At 70.8% G+C, this 21,657-nt stretch carries 14 protein-coding genes; 7 read left to right on the top strand and 7 right to left on the bottom strand.

Annotated features, from left to right (window positions below; all coding sequences use genetic code 11):
* Positions 1-66 precede the first annotated feature (66 nt).
* Positions 67-1,887: a VanW family protein gene (locus tag GA0070619_RS27060; protein WP_088950634.1), complete on the bottom strand. Its 1,821-nt coding sequence runs from the start codon at positions 1,885-1,887 to the stop codon at positions 67-69.
* 182 nt (positions 1,888-2,069) lie between these two features.
* On the opposite strand from GA0070619_RS27060, the gene nudC reads away from it, so the two are divergent.
* Entirely contained in the window at positions 2,070-2,987 is a 918-nt protein-coding gene (gene nudC, locus GA0070619_RS27055) for an NAD(+) diphosphatase (protein WP_231927169.1), read from the top strand.
* Here the strand turns inward: nudC and GA0070619_RS27050 are convergent.
* Both GA0070619_RS27050 and GA0070619_RS27045 read right to left on the bottom strand, forming a co-directional pair.
* On the bottom strand, positions 2,984-4,225 hold the full coding sequence (locus GA0070619_RS27050) for a polysaccharide biosynthesis protein (RefSeq protein ID WP_088950632.1): 1,242 nt from the start codon (positions 4,223-4,225) through the stop codon (positions 2,984-2,986). The genes nudC and GA0070619_RS27050 overlap by 4 nt on opposite strands.
* Entirely contained in the window at positions 4,222-8,550 is a 4,329-nt protein-coding gene (locus tag GA0070619_RS27045; RefSeq protein WP_088950631.1) for an alpha-(1->3)-arabinofuranosyltransferase, read from the bottom strand. The genes GA0070619_RS27050 and GA0070619_RS27045 overlap by 4 nt, the downstream gene beginning before the upstream one ends.
* A gap of 167 nt (positions 8,551-8,717) precedes the next feature.
* On the opposite strand from GA0070619_RS27045, the gene GA0070619_RS27040 reads away from it, so the two are divergent.
* The 3 genes from GA0070619_RS27040 to GA0070619_RS27030 are packed head-to-tail and all read left to right on the top strand — an operon-like array spanning position 8,718 to position 12,535.
* Positions 8,718-10,595, top strand: a complete 1,878-nt coding sequence (locus GA0070619_RS27040) for a hypothetical protein (protein WP_412769045.1) — start codon at positions 8,718-8,720, stop codon at positions 10,593-10,595.
* Entirely contained in the window at positions 10,596-12,305 is a 1,710-nt protein-coding gene (locus GA0070619_RS27035) for a hypothetical protein (protein ID WP_088950629.1), read from the top strand.
* 35 nt (positions 12,306-12,340) lie between these two features.
* Positions 12,341-12,535 (top strand): hypothetical protein, encoded by a 195-nt coding sequence (locus GA0070619_RS27030; protein ID WP_030328187.1) that lies wholly within the window; start codon positions 12,341-12,343, stop codon positions 12,533-12,535.
* On the opposite strand, the gene GA0070619_RS27025 is transcribed toward GA0070619_RS27030, so the two are convergent.
* Positions 12,520-13,698: a glycosyltransferase family 4 protein gene (locus GA0070619_RS27025; protein WP_088952080.1), complete on the bottom strand. Its 1,179-nt coding sequence runs from the start codon at positions 13,696-13,698 to the stop codon at positions 12,520-12,522. The genes GA0070619_RS27030 and GA0070619_RS27025 overlap by 16 nt on opposite strands.
* Before the next feature lie 116 nt (positions 13,699-13,814).
* Complete coding sequence (locus tag GA0070619_RS27020) at positions 13,815-15,080, bottom strand: acyltransferase family protein (protein ID WP_088950628.1); 1,266 nt, start codon at positions 15,078-15,080, stop codon at positions 13,815-13,817.
* 112 nt (positions 15,081-15,192) lie between these two features.
* Between GA0070619_RS27020 and GA0070619_RS27015 the strand changes: the two genes are divergently transcribed.
* Positions 15,193-16,398: a PorA family protein gene (locus GA0070619_RS27015; RefSeq protein ID WP_088950627.1), complete on the top strand. Its 1,206-nt coding sequence runs from the start codon at positions 15,193-15,195 to the stop codon at positions 16,396-16,398.
* Between the two features lie 52 nt (positions 16,399-16,450).
* Here the strand turns inward: GA0070619_RS27015 and GA0070619_RS27010 are convergent, their stop codons facing one another.
* The gene (locus tag GA0070619_RS27010; protein ID WP_088950626.1) at positions 16,451-17,215 is read right to left on the bottom strand and encodes a class I SAM-dependent methyltransferase; all 765 of its coding nucleotides are present in this window, start codon (positions 17,213-17,215) and stop codon (positions 16,451-16,453) included.
* A 399-nt stretch (positions 17,216-17,614) separates the two neighbouring features.
* Here GA0070619_RS27010 and GA0070619_RS27005 point away from each other — a divergent pair, with 399 nt between their 5' ends.
* Both GA0070619_RS27005 and GA0070619_RS27000 read left to right on the top strand, forming a co-directional pair.
* A complete protein-coding gene (locus GA0070619_RS27005) occupies positions 17,615-18,229 on the top strand; it encodes a DUF6230 family protein (RefSeq protein ID WP_088952079.1) in 615 nt (204 codons plus the stop codon).
* A 77-nt stretch (positions 18,230-18,306) separates the two neighbouring features.
* Positions 18,307-19,863 (top strand): DUF6114 domain-containing protein, encoded by a 1,557-nt coding sequence (locus tag GA0070619_RS27000; protein ID WP_088950625.1) that lies wholly within the window; start codon positions 18,307-18,309, stop codon positions 19,861-19,863.
* 74 nt (positions 19,864-19,937) lie between these two features.
* Here the strand turns inward: GA0070619_RS27000 and GA0070619_RS26995 are convergent, their stop codons facing one another.
* Complete coding sequence (locus GA0070619_RS26995) at positions 19,938-21,608, bottom strand: DUF885 domain-containing protein (RefSeq protein ID WP_088950624.1); 1,671 nt, start codon at positions 21,606-21,608, stop codon at positions 19,938-19,940.
* Between the last annotated feature and the right edge of the window lie 49 nt (positions 21,609-21,657).

Below are 21,657 nucleotides of genomic sequence, written 5' to 3'. Positions count from 1 at the left end.
CAGCGGGTGAGACCCTCAGCGCGGGTGAGACGTCAGTCCCGGCGAGACCTCAGCGCGGGTGAGACCTCAGGAGGGCTTCGGCCCGCAGACGTAGCGGGGCTCCGCGTCGTAGCGCCAGGTGAACTTCTCCCGCTTGACCACCGCGCCACCCTTCTTGATGACGCGGAAGGCGTCCTGGGTGAAGCCGTTGATGCCGTTGGTCGCGATGCACGAGGGGCCGGGCTCCAAGTGGATCAGCTTCGGCGTGGTGATGTTGCGACGCGGCCCATACTCCGTCTTCACGCTGTCGTAGATCTTCGTGCTCCAGATCGACACCGTGATCGTGCTCGACGTGTACGAGGTGTCGATCAGAACGCCGTGCTCGGTGTTGTTGCGGAACTTGAAGTCCAGGTCCGGCCAGAAGATCGTCGACTCGATGACCGCCGGGTACCTGTCGAACCAGTACGAGTGCGGCTTGTGCTCGACGTCCTCCAACCCGGCGTAGTAGGTCGCGTTGAACAGCGTGGTGGTGAACTGTGAGGTGCCGCCGCCGACGCCCGGCACCAGTTTGCCGTTCAGGATGACCGGGGCGTCCCGATAGCCCTGTGCGTAACCGCGTTCGCCGGTGTGGCCGTTCAGGGAGAACGTCTTTCCGGGTAGGACGACCGTGCCGTCCACGTCCTTGGCGATGGTGGCGATGTTCTGGCTACGCGACGAGGCCAGACCACCGGTGAATCGGGTGGTGAAGGTGGACACCCGTTCCTTGATGCCCAGGCTGGTCAGCTTCTCCGCGGTCAGCTCCGGTGGCGTCGGCTTCAACTCGCCGGTTACCTCACGACCCTCCGACTTCGGCAGCACCGCCAGCAGTTCGGTGCCCAGGGTCGCCGTGTCCAGCTGCTGGCCGGAACGCCCTTCGGTGATGGTGGGACGGCCACCCGCGATGGTCACTGTGGCGTCCTTCGCCGGCACCTCGATGGCGTTCAGGTCATCGCCGAGCGCCGCGCGCAGCCGCTTGACGTCCACCGACGGCGTCAGCTTGCCGGCCTTGTCGGCGGTGAACCGCAGGCTCTTCGCGATGGCGGCGGGCGGGACCTTCACCGACCCCTTGTCGGTGCGCAGGGTGACCGGCGCGGCGACCGCCGGCTTCGCCAGCTCGGTGACCAGCTTGTCCAGCTCCTCCGGCGTGGTCGCCGGGTGGCTCTCCACCAGGGGGACGGTGACCGGGTTTCCGGCCAGCCAGGCGGCGCGGACCACCTCGGCGGACCGCTGCGGATCCAGGGCCAACCCCGGTTTGGGCTGCACCACCTTCGGCGTGGTGCCCTGGTAGCTGATCGCCGGCATCGTCATGCCCTGGGCCTGGTCGCCGAGCACCTTGCGGAGCGCGTCGTCCAGCCGGCCCGCGTCGACGGTGACCACCGGCTCGACAGTGCGGGAGCCGACCAGCCGGCTGACCGGGTGCGCGTCGGCCTCGGCCGCTGCCGCGACGGTCGCCGGCACGTCGACGGCGAGCCCCACGTCGGCCGGGTTGATCTCGGCGGTGCGTCCGTCGACGGTGACCGTCAGCGGTTTGGCGAGCGCTGCGGCCCGCCGCTCCAGCTCCGCCCGCAACTCCCGGTCGGCGTCCGCGCGGCTCCGGCCGCCCAGCTCGGTGCCGAGCACGCTGGTGCCGCGGGGAACGTCCCCGGCGTACGCCCAGGCGCCGGCACCCGCGACAGCGGCGAACACGCCACCGGTGACGCCGGCGGCGAGCAGCATCCGCATCCGGCCGGGGCGGCGTGGGCCGCCCTCCGGCTCGCCGGGGACGGGCGCCGGCCCGGCCGCCGGTCCGTCGTCCGGCCAGGTGACCGCGGTGACCTGCACGGTGGGCCGGTCGTCGGCGGGTGGACTCTTTTCGCCGTACAGCGTCACTGCAACCTCGATCGCCAGGGTGCCGCGGGAGTTTCCCCTCCCGGAGGCACCTACGGTAACGAATGCGCGGCCGTCCTTGGCGGCTACGCCCACCAGGCCCAGCTACCGCGTGTCTCCCGGCGTGTCGTGCTGGCCCCGGGGGCGCTGCCGGTGGCGAACCGCAGACGTGGCACGGTGGCCGGGTGGACACAGCGGAACGGGTGTTGGCGTACGGGGGAGGCTGGCTGGACCGGGCGGGCCCGTTACGCACCGATCCGGCCCGGATGAGTGCGCTGCTCACCGAGTCGACCACGGTGGTGCTGCCCATGTGGCGGGACCGCTGTCTCGTCGACGGGGACGGGCCGGTCCGGCTCACCGCCGAGCGCGCGTCGCTCGTCCGGTCCGCCGCTGGTGAGACCGTCTTCCTGGGGCTCGACGGGGACGCGGCCGTGTTCGCCGCTGACCTGTCCGGGCTTCCCGAGCGGGCCGCCGTCGAGATGGCCGGTGCGACGCGGTCCGTCGACGTACGGGCACTGGTCGGGCGCCTGAAACCAGGCGACGCGGCCGTCCAGGCGTACGGCAGGGGGTTGCTGCACTGGCACCGGCAGCAGCGGTACTGCGGGACGTGCGGTGCGGCGGCCGTGGCCGGTGGCGCCGGGCACCTGCGGACCTGCACCGGCGGTGAGTGCGGGCGGATCCTGTTTCCCCGGATTGAACCGGCGGTCATCGTGTTGATCGAGGCGCCCGGCCCGCCGGGGCGGTGCCTGCTGGCCAGGCACGCGGGTGCGCCGGAGGACGCGTACTCGACGCTGGCCGGGTTCGTCGAGGTCGGCGAGAGCCTGGAGGACGCGGTCCGTCGGGAGATGGCCGAGGAGGCGGGCGTGACCGTCACCGACGTGACCTACCAGGGGTCGCAGGCGTGGCCGTTCCCCGCCGGCCTGATGGTGGGCTTCCGGGCCACCGTCACGTCCGAGGAGGTACGCGTCGACGGCGAGGAGTTGCTGGAGGCGCGTTGGTTCACCAGGGCTGAGCTGCGGGACCGGATGGCCTCCGGCCGGAGCCTCGGTCGGGTGGACGCCATCGACCACCGCCTTCTGAGTGACTGGCTCGTGGAGGGCTAGCCCGGCCCGATCGCTGGTGCTCCGGTTGGTCGACGGGCGGTCACCGCCATGATCAGAGTGGTGACGATGGCGGTGCCCAGAGCCGCGAGGAGGAGATCGGCGACGGTGCGTGGCCGTATCGTCGCCGCGACGGTCACCAGGCCGGCCGTGCCCACCCACAGCGGTGCCGCGGCCCACCGCACACCGGCTGCGAGGCGGTCGTTGAGTAACACGAACACCACCGCGTAGAGCGCGCCGATCGCAGCGAAGAACGGTGCGTACCGGCCGAGGTGGGCGTAGACGGGTCCACCGGCGAGGCGGAAGGCCAGCCCTCCGGCGAGGATCGACGCGAGCACCAGTACCAGGCCGCAGGTACCCGTCACCGTGAGCGCCACCGTGCGGCTGCGGCGATCACCGCGGGCGAGACGCGGCAGGGCGAGGACGGCGGCAACCTGGGGTGCCCAGAGCGCGCCCTTGCTCAGGACCGTGCCGACCGAGTACGCCGCCGACCCCGTCGGGGGAAGTAGTTGCCGGGCCAGGAGCAGATCGGCGTAGGAGACGACGAGCATCGCCAGGGTCGCGCCGCAGCCGGCGACCACCTGAGCGGTGGTCAGCCGTGGTGCGGTGGACGGTCGTCCGGGTGCGCGGGCGAGTCGGGCCAGCACCGCCGGGGCGAGCGCCGCGGTCAGCGCGCCGACTGCCAGCGCTCCGGTCAGGCCCGCGCCGAGCAACAGCCCGGCGATCACGCCGCCGTAGCGGCCCACGGCGAGCAGGGCCATCCCCGCGGCGAGTCGCAGGAAGCGCTGGCTGCCCTGCAACTCCCCCAGGGAGCGGGCGGAGAGCACGATCGCCGCCGTGGTGACCGCCAGCAGTGCGGGCACCTCGACCGGGAGGTCAAGAGCGGCGACCAGCAGTGGCGTCGCCACGATGAGGCTCCCGGCGCACACGGCGGCCGTGACTGCGGTGAGCCGCCGGGTCTCGGAGGTTCCGTGCCGGGCGTGGTGCACGGCGACGGCCAGTTGCAGACCGAGCCCTGGCACGCTGACGATGGCCACCAGGCCGAGGGCGGTTGCGAGTGCGCTGAGGTCGGCCGGGTCGAGCCGCCGGGCGGCCAACACCGGGACCAGGTAGGCCAGGCCGTTGACGAGGACGCCGGCCAGGGTGACACCGACTCCCGCCGCGCCCAGTCCGTTGGCCCGTCCGCCGGTCGGCTCCGGCTCCGCGGTCTCCTCCGGACGGCCGGGTCGCCGGGCGCTCACGTGATGTCGGACAGGGCGGGGTGGTGCCCGTCGGTCGTGTTCGGCATCGGTGCCTCCGCGACCGCCGGATCCGGTTGCGCCGGAACGGCTGGGGCCGCCGGATTCGGCGTGACTCGGCGTACGGGTCGTCGCCGGGCGGCGGTGGAAAGCCAGAGAGCGCCCAGGGCGACGACGATCGCGAGTTGCAGCAGGGCGTTGGTGTTCCGTTGCGTCGACTCGAGGTAGGCCCACCCGGCGAGCAGGACGAGCGCGCCGGGGAGCCACGTCTCGACGGCCCGTCTGATCGTCCTGGCCCGGCGTGGGTCGGCTGTCCAGGGCAGGCGGCGAGGGCCGGGTACCGCCAGCATGAACCCAGCCGCGACCAACAGGCCGCCGATGAGTCCGCTCGACAGCACCAGCGCGGCGGCGCCGACGGCCAGCAGCGGCAGGGATCGGGTGACCCGACGACGACCTCGCGGTACGGCGGTCGACGGGGTGCGCGCGGTGGGCTGCCGGGCGGGCAGCACCGCGAGGAGGACCACCACCGCCAGCAGGATGCCGCCGAGCAGAAGGCCCGCTCGGTAGGTCGTGTCCGGGGCGAAGCGGAGTACCACCTCCCCGGAGGTGCCGGCGGGAAGAATCCAGCCCTGCTGCCATCCGTCCACCACCAGCGGCTTCAGCGTCCGCCCGCCGATGGTCGCCTCCCAGCCCGTGTTGGTGTTCTCCCGCACGGCGAGTACGCGGTCGACGGGGTGGCCGGCCACCCGTACGCGTCGTTCGGTGGCTGCCCAGGAGCCGACCTCGATGGCGCTGGCGACCGCCGTCGGGGTCGGCGTGGGCGTCCGCGGCACCAGGGCGACCCGAGTCGGCGAGGAGAGATTGCTCGGTGTGGTCACGAGGCGGTGCTCCCCGCGGCCCAGGTCAAGCTGTCGGGGCGTGGCCCGCCCGCATGGTTCGACCGGCATCTCGCGCAGTTCGAGCAGGTCGCGGAGTGTGCCGCGGAGCGTGGTGGTCACCCGGGACGCGCCGATCTGCAGCGTCGGACCCGACCCGCAGGCCAGTGTCACGGGTGCGTCGAGGCGCGATCTGACGATGGGCGCTCCGGGCAGCACGGTCACCTCGCCGACCGCGACGGGCAGCTTCTCCGGCAACCGCAGCTTGTACGGGTCCGTGCTGGTGGCGGACGGCTTGTCGAGGAACTGAATGGTGATTTCGTCGGTCCGCATCGGCGGGTCCAGGCGAAGGAGCCCGTCGTCGCCGAGCAGGCTGCTTCGGAAACCGCCGTCGCCGACGACCCGCACACTTCCGAGGCGGGTGGCGGCTGTTTCGTCGTCTACGGAGAACCGGAGCCCGGTGATGGTCTGCGGCTTGAGCCACTTGAGGCGAAGGATCGGTGCCTCGTCGCTGACCGCCGGTGACCAACTGGTGGTCGGGTCCCCGTCGAACGCCGCGCCGGCCCGACCGGTCGGGTCGGCAACGGCCGTTGAGGAGGCGGTGACCTGCGCGGTGAGGCGCAGCGGCTGTGCGTCGGCCACCAGCTTGTCGAGGACGTTGTCCAGATCCGGGCCGGCCGTCGGCCGCGCCCACAGCTTGGCGTCGTATGTGCCGGCGGCGGGCAGGGTGAGGGTCCGGTCGATGGTGGAGGCGTCCTCAGAACCGCGTACGGCGTCGGTGGAGCAGCGAGGATGGCCGTCGACGGAGAAGCAGGCCGGCGTGGTGGGCGCCGCCGACACGACGACGGTCGCCGGCCGATCGGTGGCCGGTGCGGCGGGAAGGACAAGGGTCCGGCTCGTCTGGACGCCGGGAATCTTGATCTCGGCGATGCCCACCGACCCGTTACCGAGCGGGCGGAGGTCGTAAGCCTCGTCGATCGAGATCTGGACCGCGCGGGTGACATGGACGCCGGGCAGTTCGAAGACCATGTGATCGCTGAACTGTTCGACGGTGCGGCTCTCGTACCCGGCGGTGACGGTCACCGTCGTGGGCAGGGTGTCGGCCTTCAGGTCGAACCAAACCTCGACCCGGGTGACCCGTGTCGGGTTGGCGAGGCCAACCTCGACCCACTGGCGGTCGCTGGGCGAGTACGGCGCGGACTGCCAGGAGGTTTCGGGTTTGCCGTCCATCGCCGCGTAAGGCTGGTGCTCAGGGCGGGCGCCGCCGGGGGAGTCCACCTGCGAACGGGCGGTCGACGCGCGAATCGCGCTGATGCCCTCGAAACGGGCGACGGTCAACTGCTGCGCCCCCCACTCGGGCAGGTAGTCGTGAGCGGGTGCCGACACCTCGAAGGTGTCATCGGCGGTGAGAGTCTGGGAGGCGTTGTCGCGCGATCGGCCGAACGACACGTCCCGCCTGCGCAGCCCGTCGGTCATCGCGACCGGGCCGGCAACGCCGGCAGCCGCCGCGTCGCCCGCCAGGACCGTTGGCGCCGCGCCGAGCTGCCCTGCCGCGGCGAGGTCGAGGAGCGATTCGGGGCCTCCCACCACGGTGCTCACGTCGTCACGGTCGTACGCGACCACCGGCTCGACTGGCCGGTCGACCCGGTAGACCTCCAAAGCCCGGACGGGCACGTCGAGCCCTTGATCGCGGAACTCGTCCTGGGACGACGGCCCGCCGCGCAGGGGGCCGAAGGAGGTGACGCGGGTCAACCCGGGTGAGCGATCCAGTGCCTGGCGGACCACTGCCGGGCGGGCCGTGTCGGAGCGGCCGTGGTCAAGGTCGGCGCGGAACAGGACGTGGCTGATCCCGGACCGGGCGAGCAGGTCGGCCAGCCCGGTCGAGCCGGCGCCGGTGGCGAGTGTCGACTCGATCGCGTCCAGCAGCCGGATCGTGGTCGGTGGGGTGAAGGGGATGGCGTTGCGTACCGCCCACCGGCTGTTCAGCAGCGGCTGGGTCATCTCATCGGTGGTGTTGCCCCAGTCGTACGAGGGGAAGCGCGCCCCGGGTACGACGAGTACCCGCCCGCGCCCGGTGTTCGCGTCGAGCCAGTCGGTGGCCTCATGCCAGTAGCCGGGCACCGCCTTGACGCCGCCTGGCGTGGCGAGACCGCCGGCGAGCGCGGGCGTGGCAACCGCCGTCACGGCGACCATGGCCACGCCGGCCGTGAGCCAGGCCCGTGCGACCGTTCGTGGGCGGTGCTGCTCGGGCGCGGTGCGTGCCGCGCGGACGGCCAGGCCGATCAGGTGCGCCATGCCCAGGGCCAGGGGCAGGCGGAGCAGGACGTCGAACTTGTGCACGTTGCGCAGGGGGGCACCGACGCCGTCGAGGAACTCCCGCTGAGGGCCGGCGAGGAGGTTCGGCAGGTCACCGACGTGCCCCAGACCGACGAGCGCGGCGCCCAACACCAGACCGGTGATGAGGAACCGGCGGTGCGGCATCCCGCGTCGGGACAGCCCGAGGACACCGAGGGCGGCGACCACCAGGGTCGCGGCGACCAGTAGCGCCTCGTTGGCGAGTCGTGCGCCGGCCGGAAGGTTCGGCCCGAACGGGGAGGCCACGTAGGCGAGCCAGTAGGAGGCGCCGCGGAGCGTCGTCACCGCGTCGGTGACGCTGGTCGTGTTCCGGGCGGTCTCGATGTAGTCCAGGAAGGGCGGGCTGTACCGCCCCAGAACCAGCAGCGGAACCAACCACCACGCCGTGGCCAGCGCCACCGCGCCACACCAGGCGGCGATGGCGGTGACGCGGCGGCGTAAGGGCTGGAGGGTGGCGAGCCAGAGCAGGGCGAGTGGCACCACCGCGGCCACGGCTGTGGCGTTGACTCCACCGGCGCATGCGACGGCGACGGCCGATCCGGCGACGGCCCGCCGCAGGGGGGTGCCGCGGGCGAGGCCCACCAGCGGGATCAGCACCCAGGGGGCGATGGCGCTGGGCCAGGACTCCACCGAGGCCCAGCCGAGCTGGGTGAGGATGCGGGGTGACAGCGCGAAGGCGACACCGGCGATCATGCGTCCAGCGGGCGTGCCGATGCCCAGCCTGCCCGACAGCCTTACCACTCCCAGGTAGGCGACACAGAAGATCAGCGCCCACCACAGCCGCTGGACCACCCACGGCGCGAGGCCGAGTTCCGATCCGAGCAGGAAGAACGGGCCCATCGGCCAGAGATATCCGTACGCCTGGTTCTGCAGCTGACCGAACGTGCCGGTGGGGTCCCAGAGGTGCAGCGAGCGGAGCAGCCACCCGGCGGCGTTGACGTTCAGGTCGATCTTGGTGTCGGGGACGACCTGACCCGGGGCCTGCTGAAAGGCGAGGGCGGTGAGAGCGATGCAAATGGTCAGGTGCCGAAACCGTCGGGCCGTGTGCCGGGCACGGCTGGACCCCGGAGCGGCATCATTGGTCACCTCTGCACGCATTTCGGCTCCTGTCTTCGCCAGCCGGACGCGCACCTGCAACCGACGACCGTCGCGCGACGTTATCCGGACCGGGCACGGACGGGCCACCAGGGGTGCTGCGGTGGCGTTATCGGGAGAACGGCCACCCCCACGGCGTGTAAGCGTGTGGCAGGCTGCCGACCATGTCAATGCCAGAAGCTGAGGTCGAGACGCATCCGGAAGGCGTCGCGTCCGAGGGCGACCGGCCGGGGCCGATCGGGCGATGGTTCCGTGCCGACCGTGTCCGCGCGGTAGCGTTCGCCCTCATCGTCGTGTCCGTCGCCTGGCGCGCCGGCCTCGCCACCCGTGGCTGGTTCTCGCAGGACGAGTTCGTCATCGCTGCCCAGGTCCTCGACACCCGGCTGGACGCGGACTACCTCCTGCGTACCTTCAACAACCACCTCATGCCCGGCGGCCTGCTGGTGGCGTGGGCGATGGTGCGGGTGGCGGGCTTTGTCACCTGGCCCTGGGTGCTTCTGCTGGCGGTCGGCCAGGCGGCGACCGGGTTCGCCGTCTACCGGTTGCTGCGCCATCTGCTCCGGCCAGGCTGGGGGCTGCTCATCCCGCTGTGCCTGTTCGTGTTCAGCCCGCTGACGCTTGAGGTCTCCTCGCTGTGGCTGGTCGGGCTGCTCGTGCTGCCGATGCAGTTGGCCCTGGTCATGGCGGCGACGGCCCAGGTCTGGTATGTGCGGACCGGTCGGCTGCGGCACCTCGTGGCGGTCGTCCTGTGGGTGGTGTTCGGCCTGCTCTTCGACACCAAGTCCCTGCTGATCGTGCCGCTGCTGTTCCTGCTGACCGTCTTTCTCTTCACGTCGGGTGGCGCCTGGCGCAGCCTGGTGACGACGGTCCGCCGACACTGGCCGGCGTGGCTGGCGCTCGGTGCGCTGTCAGGGGCGTACCTGGCGTTCTATCTGACCCGTCCCGCCCGCGAACTGGACGAACCCACATCCGTCGGTCAGGTCCTCAAATTCCTCGGTGACCTGGTTGGTGAAACCGTCGTTCCGGGTCTGCTCGGAGGCCCCTGGCGTTGGGCGTACGCCGGTGACGGTCCTCCGGCCGTGAACCCGTACGACATCGCCAAGTGGCTGTCCTGGGCGGTGCTGGGGGCTCTCATCGTGATCACCGCGCGGCGGCGCCCGTCGGCCCGGCGGGCCTGGCTGCTGCTCGCGTGCTACCTCGGGCTGGTCGCCGCGCTCTTCGCCGTGACCCGCCTCGGTGGGCCGCTCGGCACGTTGGTGGGAATCATCCCCCGGTACGTCGCCGACGTGGTGCTGGTCGCCGCGATCTGTGTCGGCGCGGCCCTGTTGGGGACGAAGGACGCCGATGAGGACGACGTGTCCGCGTGGCCGGTGCCGACCGTTCTGCGGGAGCCGGGTGCCTTCGCGGTCGGCCTGGTCTCGATAATTGTCGTCCTGGCCACCATCGGGGTGGGCACTCTATGGAGCACGGCCCGTTTCGGGGACAACTGGAGCACCAAGTACGGACGGGATTACCTCGCGACGACGCAGATCGAGCTTGCCGCCGCTGCGCCGGGCACCGTCTTTCTGGAAACCACCGTCCCGGACCGCGTCATCGCCGGCTACTTCTGGCCGGACAATCTCCAGTCGCACTTCTTCCGCCCGGCCGAGCGTCGGCCCACCTTCGTGGCGGAGGCCGAGAAACCGTTCATGTTCGACGACTTCGGCCGGATCCGTCCGGTCGTGGTGCAGGGGCGGAAGATCGTGCCGGGGACGGTGCCCGGCTGCGGGCACCTGGCGGAGGGTGGTCGGCCCGCCCGAATCCCGTTGGACGGGTACCTGGAGGAGTGGCCGTACGCGGTCCATTTCGGCTACGTCAGTTCGGGCGACTCGACGGCAATCTTCCGTCTCGGGGACGCCGTCCGGGTAATCACCCTGAAGCGCGGGCTGAACGACGTGTTCTTCCTGCTGGAGGGGGCTGGGGACGCCGTCGAGGTCACCGTGAGCACCTCGGAGGTCAGGGTGTGCACCCAACTGATCACCGTCGGCCGCGCGGTGCCGGCACCGTGAATGGTTGAGCAGACCACCGGCGTCGGCGCCCCGCCGGTGCGGTGGGTGCGCGACACGCTGCCGCTGTACGCCGTCGCGGCGGCCGTCACGGTGCTGGTGCTGGCCCCGCTTGCGGCACCCGGCTACGCGCTGCTGTACGACATGGTGTTCGTACCCCGGCAGCCGCTGAGTTGGGATCTCGTCGCCCCGGCGCAGACTCTGCCCCGGGCGGTGCCGATGGACGCAGTGATGTCCCTGGTCACCCAGCTCGTGCCGGGCTGGGCGGTGCAGCGGGTGGCGCTCGGTGGGGCGGTTCTCCTGGCCGCGGTCGGCGCCGGCCGTCTGGTGCCGACCGAACGGCTCGCGGTCCGCTTGCTCGCCGCGGTGGCGTACGCGTGGACGCCCTACCTTGCCGAGCGGCTGCTGGTCGGACAGTGGGGGCTGCTGCTCGCGTACGCCGCGCTGCCCTGGTTGGTCCGGGCGGCGCTGGACCTGCGGGCGGGTCGTGATGGCGCGCTCGCTCGGGTGGTTCTCGCCGCCGCTCCCGCCGCGATCACCCCGACCGGCGGGTTGATCGCGTTGGGCACGGTGATCCTGCTGGTGTCGGACCGGACGCGCCTTCGCCGGTCGGCGTTCGTGGTGGGCGGCGTCGCGTTACTCAACGCCCCCTGGGTGACCGCGGCCCTGGTCACCGGCGCTGGCGGGTCATCCGATCCGGCGGGGGTGGCGGCGTTCGCGGCCCGTTCGGAGAACTGGGCCGGTCCGCTGGTGGCGCTCGCGGGTACGGGTGGCGTCTGGAGCGCACAGGCGACTCCCTCCAGTCGCGCGGCACCGCTGGTGCCGCTGGCGACGCTGATCCTGCTGATCCTGGCCGGTGTCGGTGCCGGCCTGCTGCGGCGCCGGCTGTCCCCGGGTACGGCGGTGCGGCTGGCGGTGCTCGCCGGGATCGCCTTCCTCCTCGCTGCCCTCGGGGTGCTCCCCGGCGGAGCCGCCGCGCTGCGTTGGGCGGTGGTGCACCTGCCGGGCGCGGGGCTGCTTCGAGACGGCCAGAAGTTCCTGGCCCCGTACGCCCTGCTGCTGGTGGTGTGTGCCGCGTTGGGCGCCGAGCGGCTGGTGGCCAGGATCGACCGGGAGGTGGCGGGGGTGGTTCTGGTCGGCCTGCTGCTCCTGCCGGTGGCCGTCATGCCGGACCTCGCCTACGGCGGTGCCGGCCGGCTTCGTCCAGTGAGCTATCCGGCGGACTGGCAGGCGGTCGCCGAGCGGGTGGCCGGCGAGCCGGGGGAGATCCTCGCGCTGCCGCTGTCCGCCTACCGGGCCTTCCCGTGGAACCCGGGACGTGTCGTCCTGGATCCGTTGCCGCGCTATCTGCCGGGGACGGTGCTGACCGACGACACACTCCGGGTCGGCGATGTCGCGGTGGCCGGGGAGAATCCACGGATCCGCGAGGTGCGCCGGGTGTTGGCCGAGGGGCGGCCCGTCTCGGCCACCGGCGTGCGCTGGGTGGTGGTGCAGCACCAAGGGCCCAGCGAGGTCGACCCGGCGACCCTTCGTGATCTCGAAACCGTCCACGAGGGACCGTTTCTCACTCTCTACCGAAATCCCGCTGTTCATCCCGAATCGGACCCCCCTGGACATGGCGCGTGGGCAGTCGTGATGGCGCTCGTCGCTGCCCTTCTGGTGGTTATGGCTGCTGCCATTTCGGCACTACACCGGCGCCCTACCGCGTGGTAACGTCCGCTCGCACGTCTCGCCATTGGAGGATTGGCATGCGTAGAGCTCTGACCCTGGTCGTCTCCGGCATGGTGGCGGCGTTGCTGGGGATCCTGGCCCTCGGCGGGCTCTCGGCCGCCGCGACCGCCACCGACAAAGAGGCGGCCAACGAGGCCAAGAGTGTTTCGGAAGCGGCCAAGCGTGCCGGAAAGAAGGACCCGTACGCCCCCGAGGTCTACGGCGACAGGTAGGACGGCTCGCCCCGCTGCTGCACTGGGCGGGGCGACTCCACACCGTTGAGCAGGTCCGCGAAGTGCCCACCCGCGGCCTGCCAGGTGAAGCTCGCCGCGTGCTTCCGGGCCTGCGCCCCCATCTCACGCCGCATTTCGTCCTCGTGCAGAAGCGTGCGCACCTTCGCCAGGTAATCGTCGATGTCGTCGGCCAGCAGGCCGGTGCGCCCGTCGACGATAGCTTCGGCGACTCCACCCGCTTCCCGGAACGCGACCGTTGGCGTGCCCGCGGAACCCGCCTCGACAATCGTCAGACCCCAGCCCTCCTTCAGTGACGGGGTCAGGGCAACCCAGGCGGAGGCGAGCAGAGCCGCTTTCTCCTCCTCCGTCACGAAGCCCCGGAAATCCACCCGCTCGGTGATGTCCAGCTCCGCGGCAAGCTCACGCAGGTGCGACTCCCACCAGCCCTGGCCGGCGACGACCAGCCGCAGCTGGGGCAGCTCGTCGGCGAGGGCCGCGACCGCCCGCAACGCCACCTCGACCCGCTTGTGTGGCACCAGCCGATTCAGCGTCACCAGAAGCGGGAACGGCGCCCGCTCGGCGTCGGTGCGGGGCAGCGCCGGCGTGCCGTTGTGCACCACGGCGACCTGCTCCGGCGGTACGCCAAGCACCGCCAACTCTCGGCGGGTGGCCTCGGAGACGGTGACGTACCGGCACCGCCGGTAGACGCGTACGGCGAGCGACGACTCGACCCACCAGCCGAACCGGGCGGCCCACTGCGGAAGGACCACCGGCCACTGCTCGCGATGCACGTGGTGGATCAGCTTGACCACCGGTCGCCGTGCCCACAGCGGGGAGAGGAACGGCAATCCGTTGCAGACGTCGACCAGGATGTCGGGCCGGCCGCCCCGACGGCTTGACAGCGGGCCCACGCCCAGCGCGCCGACCAGGTAGCTGAGCGCCGCCCAGAGGTAGACGGTGTGTCTGCCGCCGCGCCGCACCAGCCGGACGCCCGCCTCGTTGATCTCGTCGCCGGGTGCCTCGCTGTGGGCGGCGCAGAAGAGGGTGGCGCGGAAACCGCGCGCCACCAACTCGGCGGCGATCCGTTCCACGTACACCTCGGAACCGCCGCCCTCGGGGTTACGGGTGTCTCGCCAGTTGAGGAACAGCACGTGTCCGGGCATGCCGAAGCGACGCTCCACGCGAACCCTACTCTCAAGTAATTTAGGGACGCGCGTCACACTAGGGGCTGGGGTGCCGGCCCGGCAATGCCCAGGTGGGGCAGCGCTGATCGGCTGCGCTACGCGCCGACCGTGGGCGTCGGCGTACTCGCCGGGACTGTCGGTGCCGTGCGGGCCGGTGCGGCCACATCGACGGCGGGCGTATCGGATGCCTGCCCGCGCCCGGCCAGTCGGTTCCGACGCTGTGATCCGAGGACCTGCAGGGGCCGCTCGACGCCGTAGTAGCTGACGGCGGCGTACACCAGGCCGAAGACCATGGTGAGTACGAAGATGTTGAACAGCCCGCCAGTGAAGAGCGGTCGGTCGTCGATCAGGTAGATGAGTTCGATGACCAGCGGGTGCCACAGGAACAGTCCGTACGAGACGGTGCCGAGCCACCGGGCGGACTGGGCACCGAAGGCCTCCTTCACCCGCGTTGGCCCGCCGAAGGCCACCGGGATCAGGATCAGCGACGCGATCGCGAGGTACAGGGCCAGCTTGACCGCGAACTCGGCGGCTGTCGGACCGGCGAGGTCGCGGGGTCCGGCGATGGGCGTCGTCGCGATCGCCATCAGCCCGACCGCCGCTGCCCAGCAGGCAATCGGTGCGGAGGCGAGGTCGTCCAGTACGCGGAATGCGGCGGGCGCGGTCCCGGTGCGCAGGGCGACGTGCGCCGCGGCCATGGCCATCCCTGCGCCGAACCAGGCCGCGTACGAGGGGAGCCACGTGGTGTGCAGGCCGTTGTCGAGCCAGCCGATCCCCATCAGGGCGAGCCATCCCGCGGTCACCAACAAACCCCCGCAGACGATCACGACGGTTCGGACGGGACGCCATGACCGACCAACAGCGAGCACGGCGACCAGCGGCAGGATCAGGTAGAACGCGACTTCGGTGGCGAGACTCCAGGTCTGGGTGAGCCCGGAGCGCAACTGGCCAGGCCCGTAGATCTGGGTGAAGGTGAGGTGGCGAATCCAGTCGCCGGCGGACGCCGGCCGATTCTGCGGCAGGACGAACAGGCAGACCAGCACGGCCAGCCAGTAGGCCGGCAGGATTCGTAGGGCCCGCCGCCAGAGGTACCGTCCGGCGCGCGGTCGGGCCTGTCCCGTCGCGGCGTTCAGGGCCCACGGTCGGAACAGCAGGAATCCGGAGAGCACGAAGAAGATGGCAACGCCGACGTCGAGCCGGGCCAGCCAGCCGCCCCACGTGGTGTTCATGGTGGCGGCGGTCTGGAACCCGACGTGGTGACCGACGACCGCCACGGCGCCAATTGCTCGCAGCGCATCGAGGGCGGGGAGTCGATCGGTTGCCGAAGTCTGCGGAACTATTGGCGCGGCGGCTGTGGACATCTGGACATCCAGGGGGTCGCTTTCGAAGGTGACCGGGGAGTAACCTCCCGCCATGTTAAGGATCGGGTGCCCCGGACAACAGGTCGTAGGGCGGCAGGTTACAGGAGGATGAGTGAAGCTTCGCGTGGGCGCCGCGCTATTCGGGCTCGGTGTTTTGTTGCTGGTCTTCGCGGCTGGGCTGCCGTTCTATGTGGCCCCCTCCGTGACCAAGCTCCCTTATGATCTTGAACCAACGACGTCCGTCGCGGAGGCAAAGAACGCCAAGTTCCTGAAGCTCACTCGCGTCGGCGAGTCGGTGAGCATCGAGGTCCTGCAAGGTGACCTCGTCTCCAGCGTCGAGGTCATTCCTCAGCCGGACGACACGAGGGACCGGCTACCCAAGGAACTCAAGGGTGACGCGGTGATCTGGGACGTCTACCAGACGGTCAGGCGTGCCGACACCCCGGACGTGGTCAGCCAGTACAGCACCGAGTTGGCCCTCTACCGGATCTCCGGTGCGGCCGCCCCGTGGAAGGAGCAGTGGCTCAACGAGAGCGGCGCGGAGCAGACTCCGGTCGGGAACGTGAATTACTCCGGCCAGATCTACAAGTTCCCGTTCGGCGCCGGCAAGCGGGACTACCAGGTTTTCGACCGTGACCTGAAGCGGGCCGTCCCGGCGAAGTTCATCGGCACGGAAAAGATCAAGGGCATCGAGGCATACCGCTTCGAGCAGCGGATCGAGAACGAGGTGCTGAACACCCCGGAGGCGAGCCTCAAGCCGCTTCTGGGCCGGTTTGCCCCCGGCGCCACCAGCGGCCAGATCGTCTACAGCAACACCCGTACGCTCTGGATCGACCCGGTGACGGGTTCCTACGTGAACGTCCGGGAACAGCAGAACAAGGAGCTGCGCCCAGACACCGGCACCGCCACGGTGCTGCTCGACGCGGACTTCAACTACAACGACGACACGGTCAGCCGCAGTGTCGAGACGGTCAAGGACAACCGCTTCAAGATCGGCCTGATCAGTTTCTGGGGCCCGATCGCCGCCGGTGTCCTTGGTCTGATCGCCCTGGTCGTCGGCGTATGGCTGGTGACGCGGACCAACGACGGTGCCGCCCGGCACCGCGCCGACCCGGCTGTGGCACCCGGTGCCGACCCGACTCAGACCCGGGTGGACCAGGAACCGGTGCGCGACGCGGAGACCGCCGAGCAGCCCAGGACCGAGCCCGCAGGCGGTCCACTGACCGACGAGATCCCGCCGGCGTCGACGAACTGGAAGTCCGAGGACCCGACGGTGCCGGCCCAGCGCCCGGCGCACGGCGAGGTGGAGCAGCGCTAAGGGGTACGACAGGAAGCACGACCGAGGGGTGGGCCGCAATGCGGACCACCCCTCAGTCGTGGAGCGGCTCCTGCCTCGGATGCCCTGCGCGGCGTACCGCGTACCGCATGCAGACCCAGTCTTCGCTGTACAGCAGATCGCGCCACTGCCCGACGATCTCCCCGCCATGTGCGGCCATGAGCCGCACCATGTCGGCGTGTGGTACGACAGTCATTTTCATCGGCGCCGGATAATTGAGCAGGTGGCACTGTGCCCAGCTGATCAGGCGGGACGGCGCCAGATGCCAGACGATGCCCCTGGCCGTACGCCCCGGCTCGGTTGGCAGCCCCAGGACGGCGATGCCGCCCGGCCGCAACACGCGCAGGAACTCGGCCAGATAGTGATCGATGGCGGGGCGCGGCAGGTGTTGCAACACCAGGGCGCTGTAGACCAGGTCGAAGTGGCCGTCGGGAAACTGGCTCAGGTCCGGTGCGTCGTTGAGGACGAACCGGATGTTCTCGGCGCTCCGGTTGAGTCGCCGGGCGGCCTCCAGCATGGTCGGAGCGATGTCCACACCGACGACCTCGTCCGCGTGTGGGGCGAGGGCCTGAGACAGTCGCCCGACGCCGCAGCCGAAGTCGAGCACCCGCTCCCAGCGGGTGGGCAGGCCGAGTTGGCGAAGTTGGCCGGACGTCTCCTCGACGTCGGTGCGGCCCGTGGCCAGGAACTCCTCCACGTCCCACCGTCCGCCGCGTTTGCCGGGCTCAACGAGTACGGCCCAGAGCGGATCTTCAGCTCCGAGCTTGGTCCAGTCGCGTCGCACGTCGTTCAGTTGCACGTCGAAACCCTAGGACCTCCGGCCGTTCGGTGGGGTCCCGCTGTTTCCGGGATCGCCTGGATGTTCGGACGAGAGGGATGAGCCGAACGGCTCTCCACGATTGCGTGCTTTACATCCGTTACCTAATTGTAATCCATCGATGCTCTGCCACTCTCCGTTGTTGGAGGGCATGGCTATGCCGTCTTTGTCACCTGCCGAGGTTTCTGTCCACACCGAAAATTCCACGATTCGTGACGGCGGCCTGCTGTTGAGTCGCCCTCGTGTTGCCGCCGGATGGCCAGGGGGTTGTGAGCCGCGCCGCAACGGGTGCACGATCAGGCTCGATCGTTACCCGCCGGTAACACATGACGGGCCCGGTGCGGGCCGCCAGTGCGGGACCGGCCACCTGAGGAGGAACCCGTGCAGGCTCGGTTTGAGGATCAGGGTCGTACCCGGTGGCGGCGGTTCGTCGCCATGGCGGTCCCCGCCACCGCCGCCGTCGGCGCCATCCTGTTCGGCATGTCGACCGGCGCCATCGCGTCCGACGTCACCGTGTCCGGGCAGACGTTCAAGATCGGCGCGGCCCGCCTTGAGGGCGACGGCTTCAAGCAGTACGGCGGCATCGTGCGCGAGAAGGGTGAGGACGGCAGGACCCACCCGATCGCCGTCGCCGAGATCAGCAGCGCAGAGCTCTACAACCTCTGCCAGTCCATCCGCTCTGACCTGCCTGGCCTGCCTGTGGTTCTCACCATCAACGCCGGTGAGGGCAAGGAGCCTGCCCGGGCCAAGGACCTGCTGATCGCCATGGACTCGCTCGACGGCAACGCGACGTTCACCAACATCAAGATTGGCCGGGACGCGACCGACCTGAACGCGACGGCGCAGAAGGGTTCGTTCGGCCAGAACTCCGACCACGTCACCATCACGAACCTGCAGCAGGTGTCCCGGTACACCACGGCGGCCACCTTCAACCTGGTCGGACTCCGGTTGAAGGTCAACGTGGGCGACAAGGCCAAGGGCAAGGAGTGCTTCTGAGGTGAGCCGGGGCCCGCGGTGGCCGACCACCGCAGGCCACGTCCACGTCCCCGTCCCCGCTCCGCCAGGAGGAGTACGTGACAACCGCCAACGCGTCCCACACCCGGCCCGGCGGCACGGCCCAGGCGTGGCAGACCTTCCGCCGCTGGCAGCGGAGCCGACCGTTCTGGGGTGGCCTCTTCATCGCCCTGGCCGGGGTGGCGATGTTCGCCTCCACCCGGATGACGATCAACGGCCTGAGCTTCCACAGCGGAGCCACCGGTCTGCTCTCGCTCCTGATCCCGGTCATCCTGGTGACCTGCGCCCTGCTGCTCTGGTTGAGCCCGGCGCAGCGGCTGTTCTACTCGGTCGTCGCGGCGGTCACAACGGTCTACTCGCTGATCGGGCTCAACCTCGGCGGCTTCTTCGTCGGTCTGCTGCTCGGCATCGTCGGCAGCGCGCTCGCGTTCGCCTGGACCCCGACCCGACCCGCGCCAGCCGCCGCCGAACTGTCCGACACCGACCTGTCCGACACGGACCTGCCCCTCGCCGACCAGGTCGATGCGGGCCAGGCGGTGGCGGATCAGCCTGGCGCGGATCAGGCGGACGCGGGTCAGGGCCACGCCGAGCAGAGCGGAGTCGAGCGGCTCGACACGGAGCGGATCGGAGTCGAGCAGGTCGACGCGGCCGACGAGCCGGTGGATCGCCCGGCGGGCGGCGCGACCGACGTGGGCGCACCCCCCGAGTGGCCGGGACGTTCCGCTGATCCGCGGGTGTTCGGAGTTGCGCTGCTGGTGCTGGGCCTCGCTGCGGCCGGCCTGGCCACCCAGCCCAGAGCGGTGCAGGCCGCACCGACCCGACCCGCCGCGACCGCCTGCCCGAGCCCGTCCGGCTCTGTCACGCCGTCGCCCAGCCCCACCACTCCCACCGGGACGCCGACCCCGACACCGAGCGCCAGCCCGGAGCGGGACGGCAACATCATCACCGACATCCTGGACGGCATCGGGGACCTGTTCACCGGTGGCCGCGGCGAGAAGGCCGCGACGCCGTCGGCTACCCCGACCGCCAGCGCGTCGGCGAAGCCGACAGCCACGCCGACGGCCCGTCCCGGCTCCACGGCCTGCCCGTCACCGAAACCGGGCGGGTCGGGCAAGCCCGGGGCCACGACACCAGACAAGCCAGAGAAAGCGGAGCCGGGTAAACCGCTGCCCCGCATCGCCGCCGACCCCAATCTGCCAATGGTGGGCCAGACGCCGTCCAAGCTCACCGGCTCCAAGGTCACCATGACGGGGCTGCGGTTCGACGGGACCACCGAGCTGCAGACCGAGAAGGGCAGCCTCAAGGTGCTGAAGTTCAGCATGCGGGAGGCGGTGACCGACGACTTCCTGCTGGTCGCCGACGGCCCCGACGGGCGCACCCAGCGGTACAAGACCGACCGGCTGACCGTCCGCGGTAACGTGGCCTTCTACTCCACCCGGTTCGTCGGCAAGCTGCTCGGCATCAAGCTCACCCTGACGCCGGACCTGCCGTTGCCGGACGGGATCCCGGTCACCCTGCCGATCTCGATCACGTTCACCGACCCGGTCATGGACCTGGCGTACGTCACCAGTGACACGCTGACCGCCCGGCCGTCTTTGGCGCTTGCCCTCGGCTGAACGACACATCCGCCCCGATGGCTCCGGGTGCTGGCGGCTCGTTCGCACCGCCAGCACCCGGAACCGTCAGCGGCTCAGAGCCGGGCCAGCGCCCGGCGCAGCGGGTCGAGGCCCAGCGCGCCCAGGTCCAACGCCTGCCGGTGGAACTCGCGAAGGTCGAAATCCGCGCCCTTGCGGGCCTTGGCGTCCTCGCGGGCCTGGAGCCAGATCCGCTCACCGACCTTGTACGACGGGGCCTGCCCCGGCCAACCCAGGTAGCGGTTCAGCTCGAAGCGCAGGTTCTCGTCCGGCACCCGGCAGTGCGCCCGCATGAACTCCCAGCCCAACTCGGGCGTCCACCGCTCACCCGGGTGGAAGCCGAACGGGTTGTCCTTCGGGATCTCCAGCTCCAGGTGCATGCCGATGTCCACGATCACCCGCGCCGCGCGCATCGCCTGACCGTCGAGCATGCCCAGCTTGTCGCCCGGATCCTCCAGGTAGCCCAGCTCGTCCATCAGCCGCTCGGAATAGAGCGCCCAGCCCTCGCCGTGCCCGGAGACCCAGCAGAGCAGCCGCTGCCAGCGGTTGAGCAGGTCGGCCCGGACGGCGGTCTGTGCCACCTGGAGGTGGTGACCCGGCACGCCCTCGTGGAAGACGGTGGTCACCTCCCGCCAGGTGGAGAAGTCGCTGATGCCCTGCGGCACCGCCCACCACATCCGGCCCGGGCGGGAGAAGTCCTCACTCGGGCCGGTGTAGTAGATGGCGCCGTCGCTGGTCGGGGCGAGGCAGCACTCGATGCGGCGGACCTGCTCCGGGATGTCGAAGTGGGTGCCGTTCAGCTCGGTGATCGCCTTGTCGGCGAGCTCCTGCATCCAGTCCCGGAACGCCTCCTTGCCCTGGATGGTCCGGGCCGGGTCGGCGTCCAACCGGGCCACGGCCTCGTCGACGGTGGCGCCGGACCCGGCGATGCGCCCGGCGACGACCCGCATCTCCGCCTCCAGGCGGGCCAGCTCCGCGAAACCCCAGGCGTACGTCTCGTCCAGGTCGACCTTGGCGCCGAGGAAGTACTGCGAGGCCAGCTCGTAGCGTTCCCGGCCAGCGGCCTGCTTGTCCCGCCCGTGCGGGGCCATCTCGGTACGCAGGAACTGGCCGAACTCGGCGGTCGCCGCGGTCGCCGCCGCCGCACCCCTACGCAGCTCCGCGCCGAGCGAGCCCTCCGCGTCCAGCCGCTCGACCAGCCCGTGGAAGAAGTTGTCCCCGGTCGGGTCGACCCAGATGTCGCACTGCTTGGCCACCTCGACCAGCTGCACCTTCGAGCTGACCTGACCGGCGGCGAGCGCCTCGCGCAGCGTGGTCTTGTAGCCCTCCAGCGCGCCGGCGAAGCCGTTGAGCCGGGCCGCGATGTTGGCCTGCTCGTCGGCCGTCGCGGTCGGCATCAGGTCGAAGACCATGCGGATCTCGTGCAGCCCGCTGGTGATGACGCTGACCTCGCTGGTCACCTCGCCGGCGTCGTACCGGGCCAGGTCCAGACCGAGCCTTTCCTGCATGGCCTCCTTGGCGGTCCGCTCCAACTCGGTTGCCGGCTCGGTCACCTCCAGGTCGGCGAGAGTCCGGCGGGTGAGGTCCGCACGCGCCCGGTAACCCTCGGGCGAGAGGTCGTCGAGTTGGTCGTCATGGCCGGCGATGCCGACGAAGGTCGCGCCGGTGGGGCTCAAGGGCGCCCACTCGGCCACGTATCGGTTGGCTAGTTCATCGATTCGTCCCACGCTGCGACACTACGTGACCACCCCGCCCCCGTGTCGATGACGTTTGTCG

The organism is Micromonospora zamorensis (assembly GCF_900090275.1).
GTDB lineage: Bacteria > Actinomycetota > Actinomycetes > Mycobacteriales > Micromonosporaceae > Micromonospora > Micromonospora zamorensis.
The sequence above is the reverse complement of the archived record's forward strand: the minus strand, read 5'-3'. Positions and strand labels throughout refer to the sequence as shown.

Coding starts and splice junctions, on each gene's coding strand:
- GA0070619_RS27045 (WP_088950631.1), bottom strand. CDS start 8,550: ATGCGTGCAGAGGTGACCAATGATGCCGCTCCGGGGTCCAGCCGTGCC.
- GA0070619_RS27040 (WP_412769045.1), top strand. CDS start 8,718: ATGCCAGAAGCTGAGGTCGAGACGCATCCGGAAGGCGTCGCGTCCGAG.
- GA0070619_RS27035 (WP_088950629.1), top strand. CDS start 10,596: ATGGTTGAGCAGACCACCGGCGTCGGCGCCCCGCCGGTGCGGTGGGTG.
- GA0070619_RS27030 (WP_030328187.1), top strand. CDS start 12,341: ATGCGTAGAGCTCTGACCCTGGTCGTCTCCGGCATGGTGGCGGCGTTG.
- GA0070619_RS27025 (WP_088952080.1), bottom strand. CDS start 13,698: ATGCCCGGACACGTGCTGTTCCTCAACTGGCGAGACACCCGTAACCCC.
- GA0070619_RS27020 (WP_088950628.1), bottom strand. CDS start 15,080: ATGTCCACAGCCGCCGCGCCAATAGTTCCGCAGACTTCGGCAACCGAT.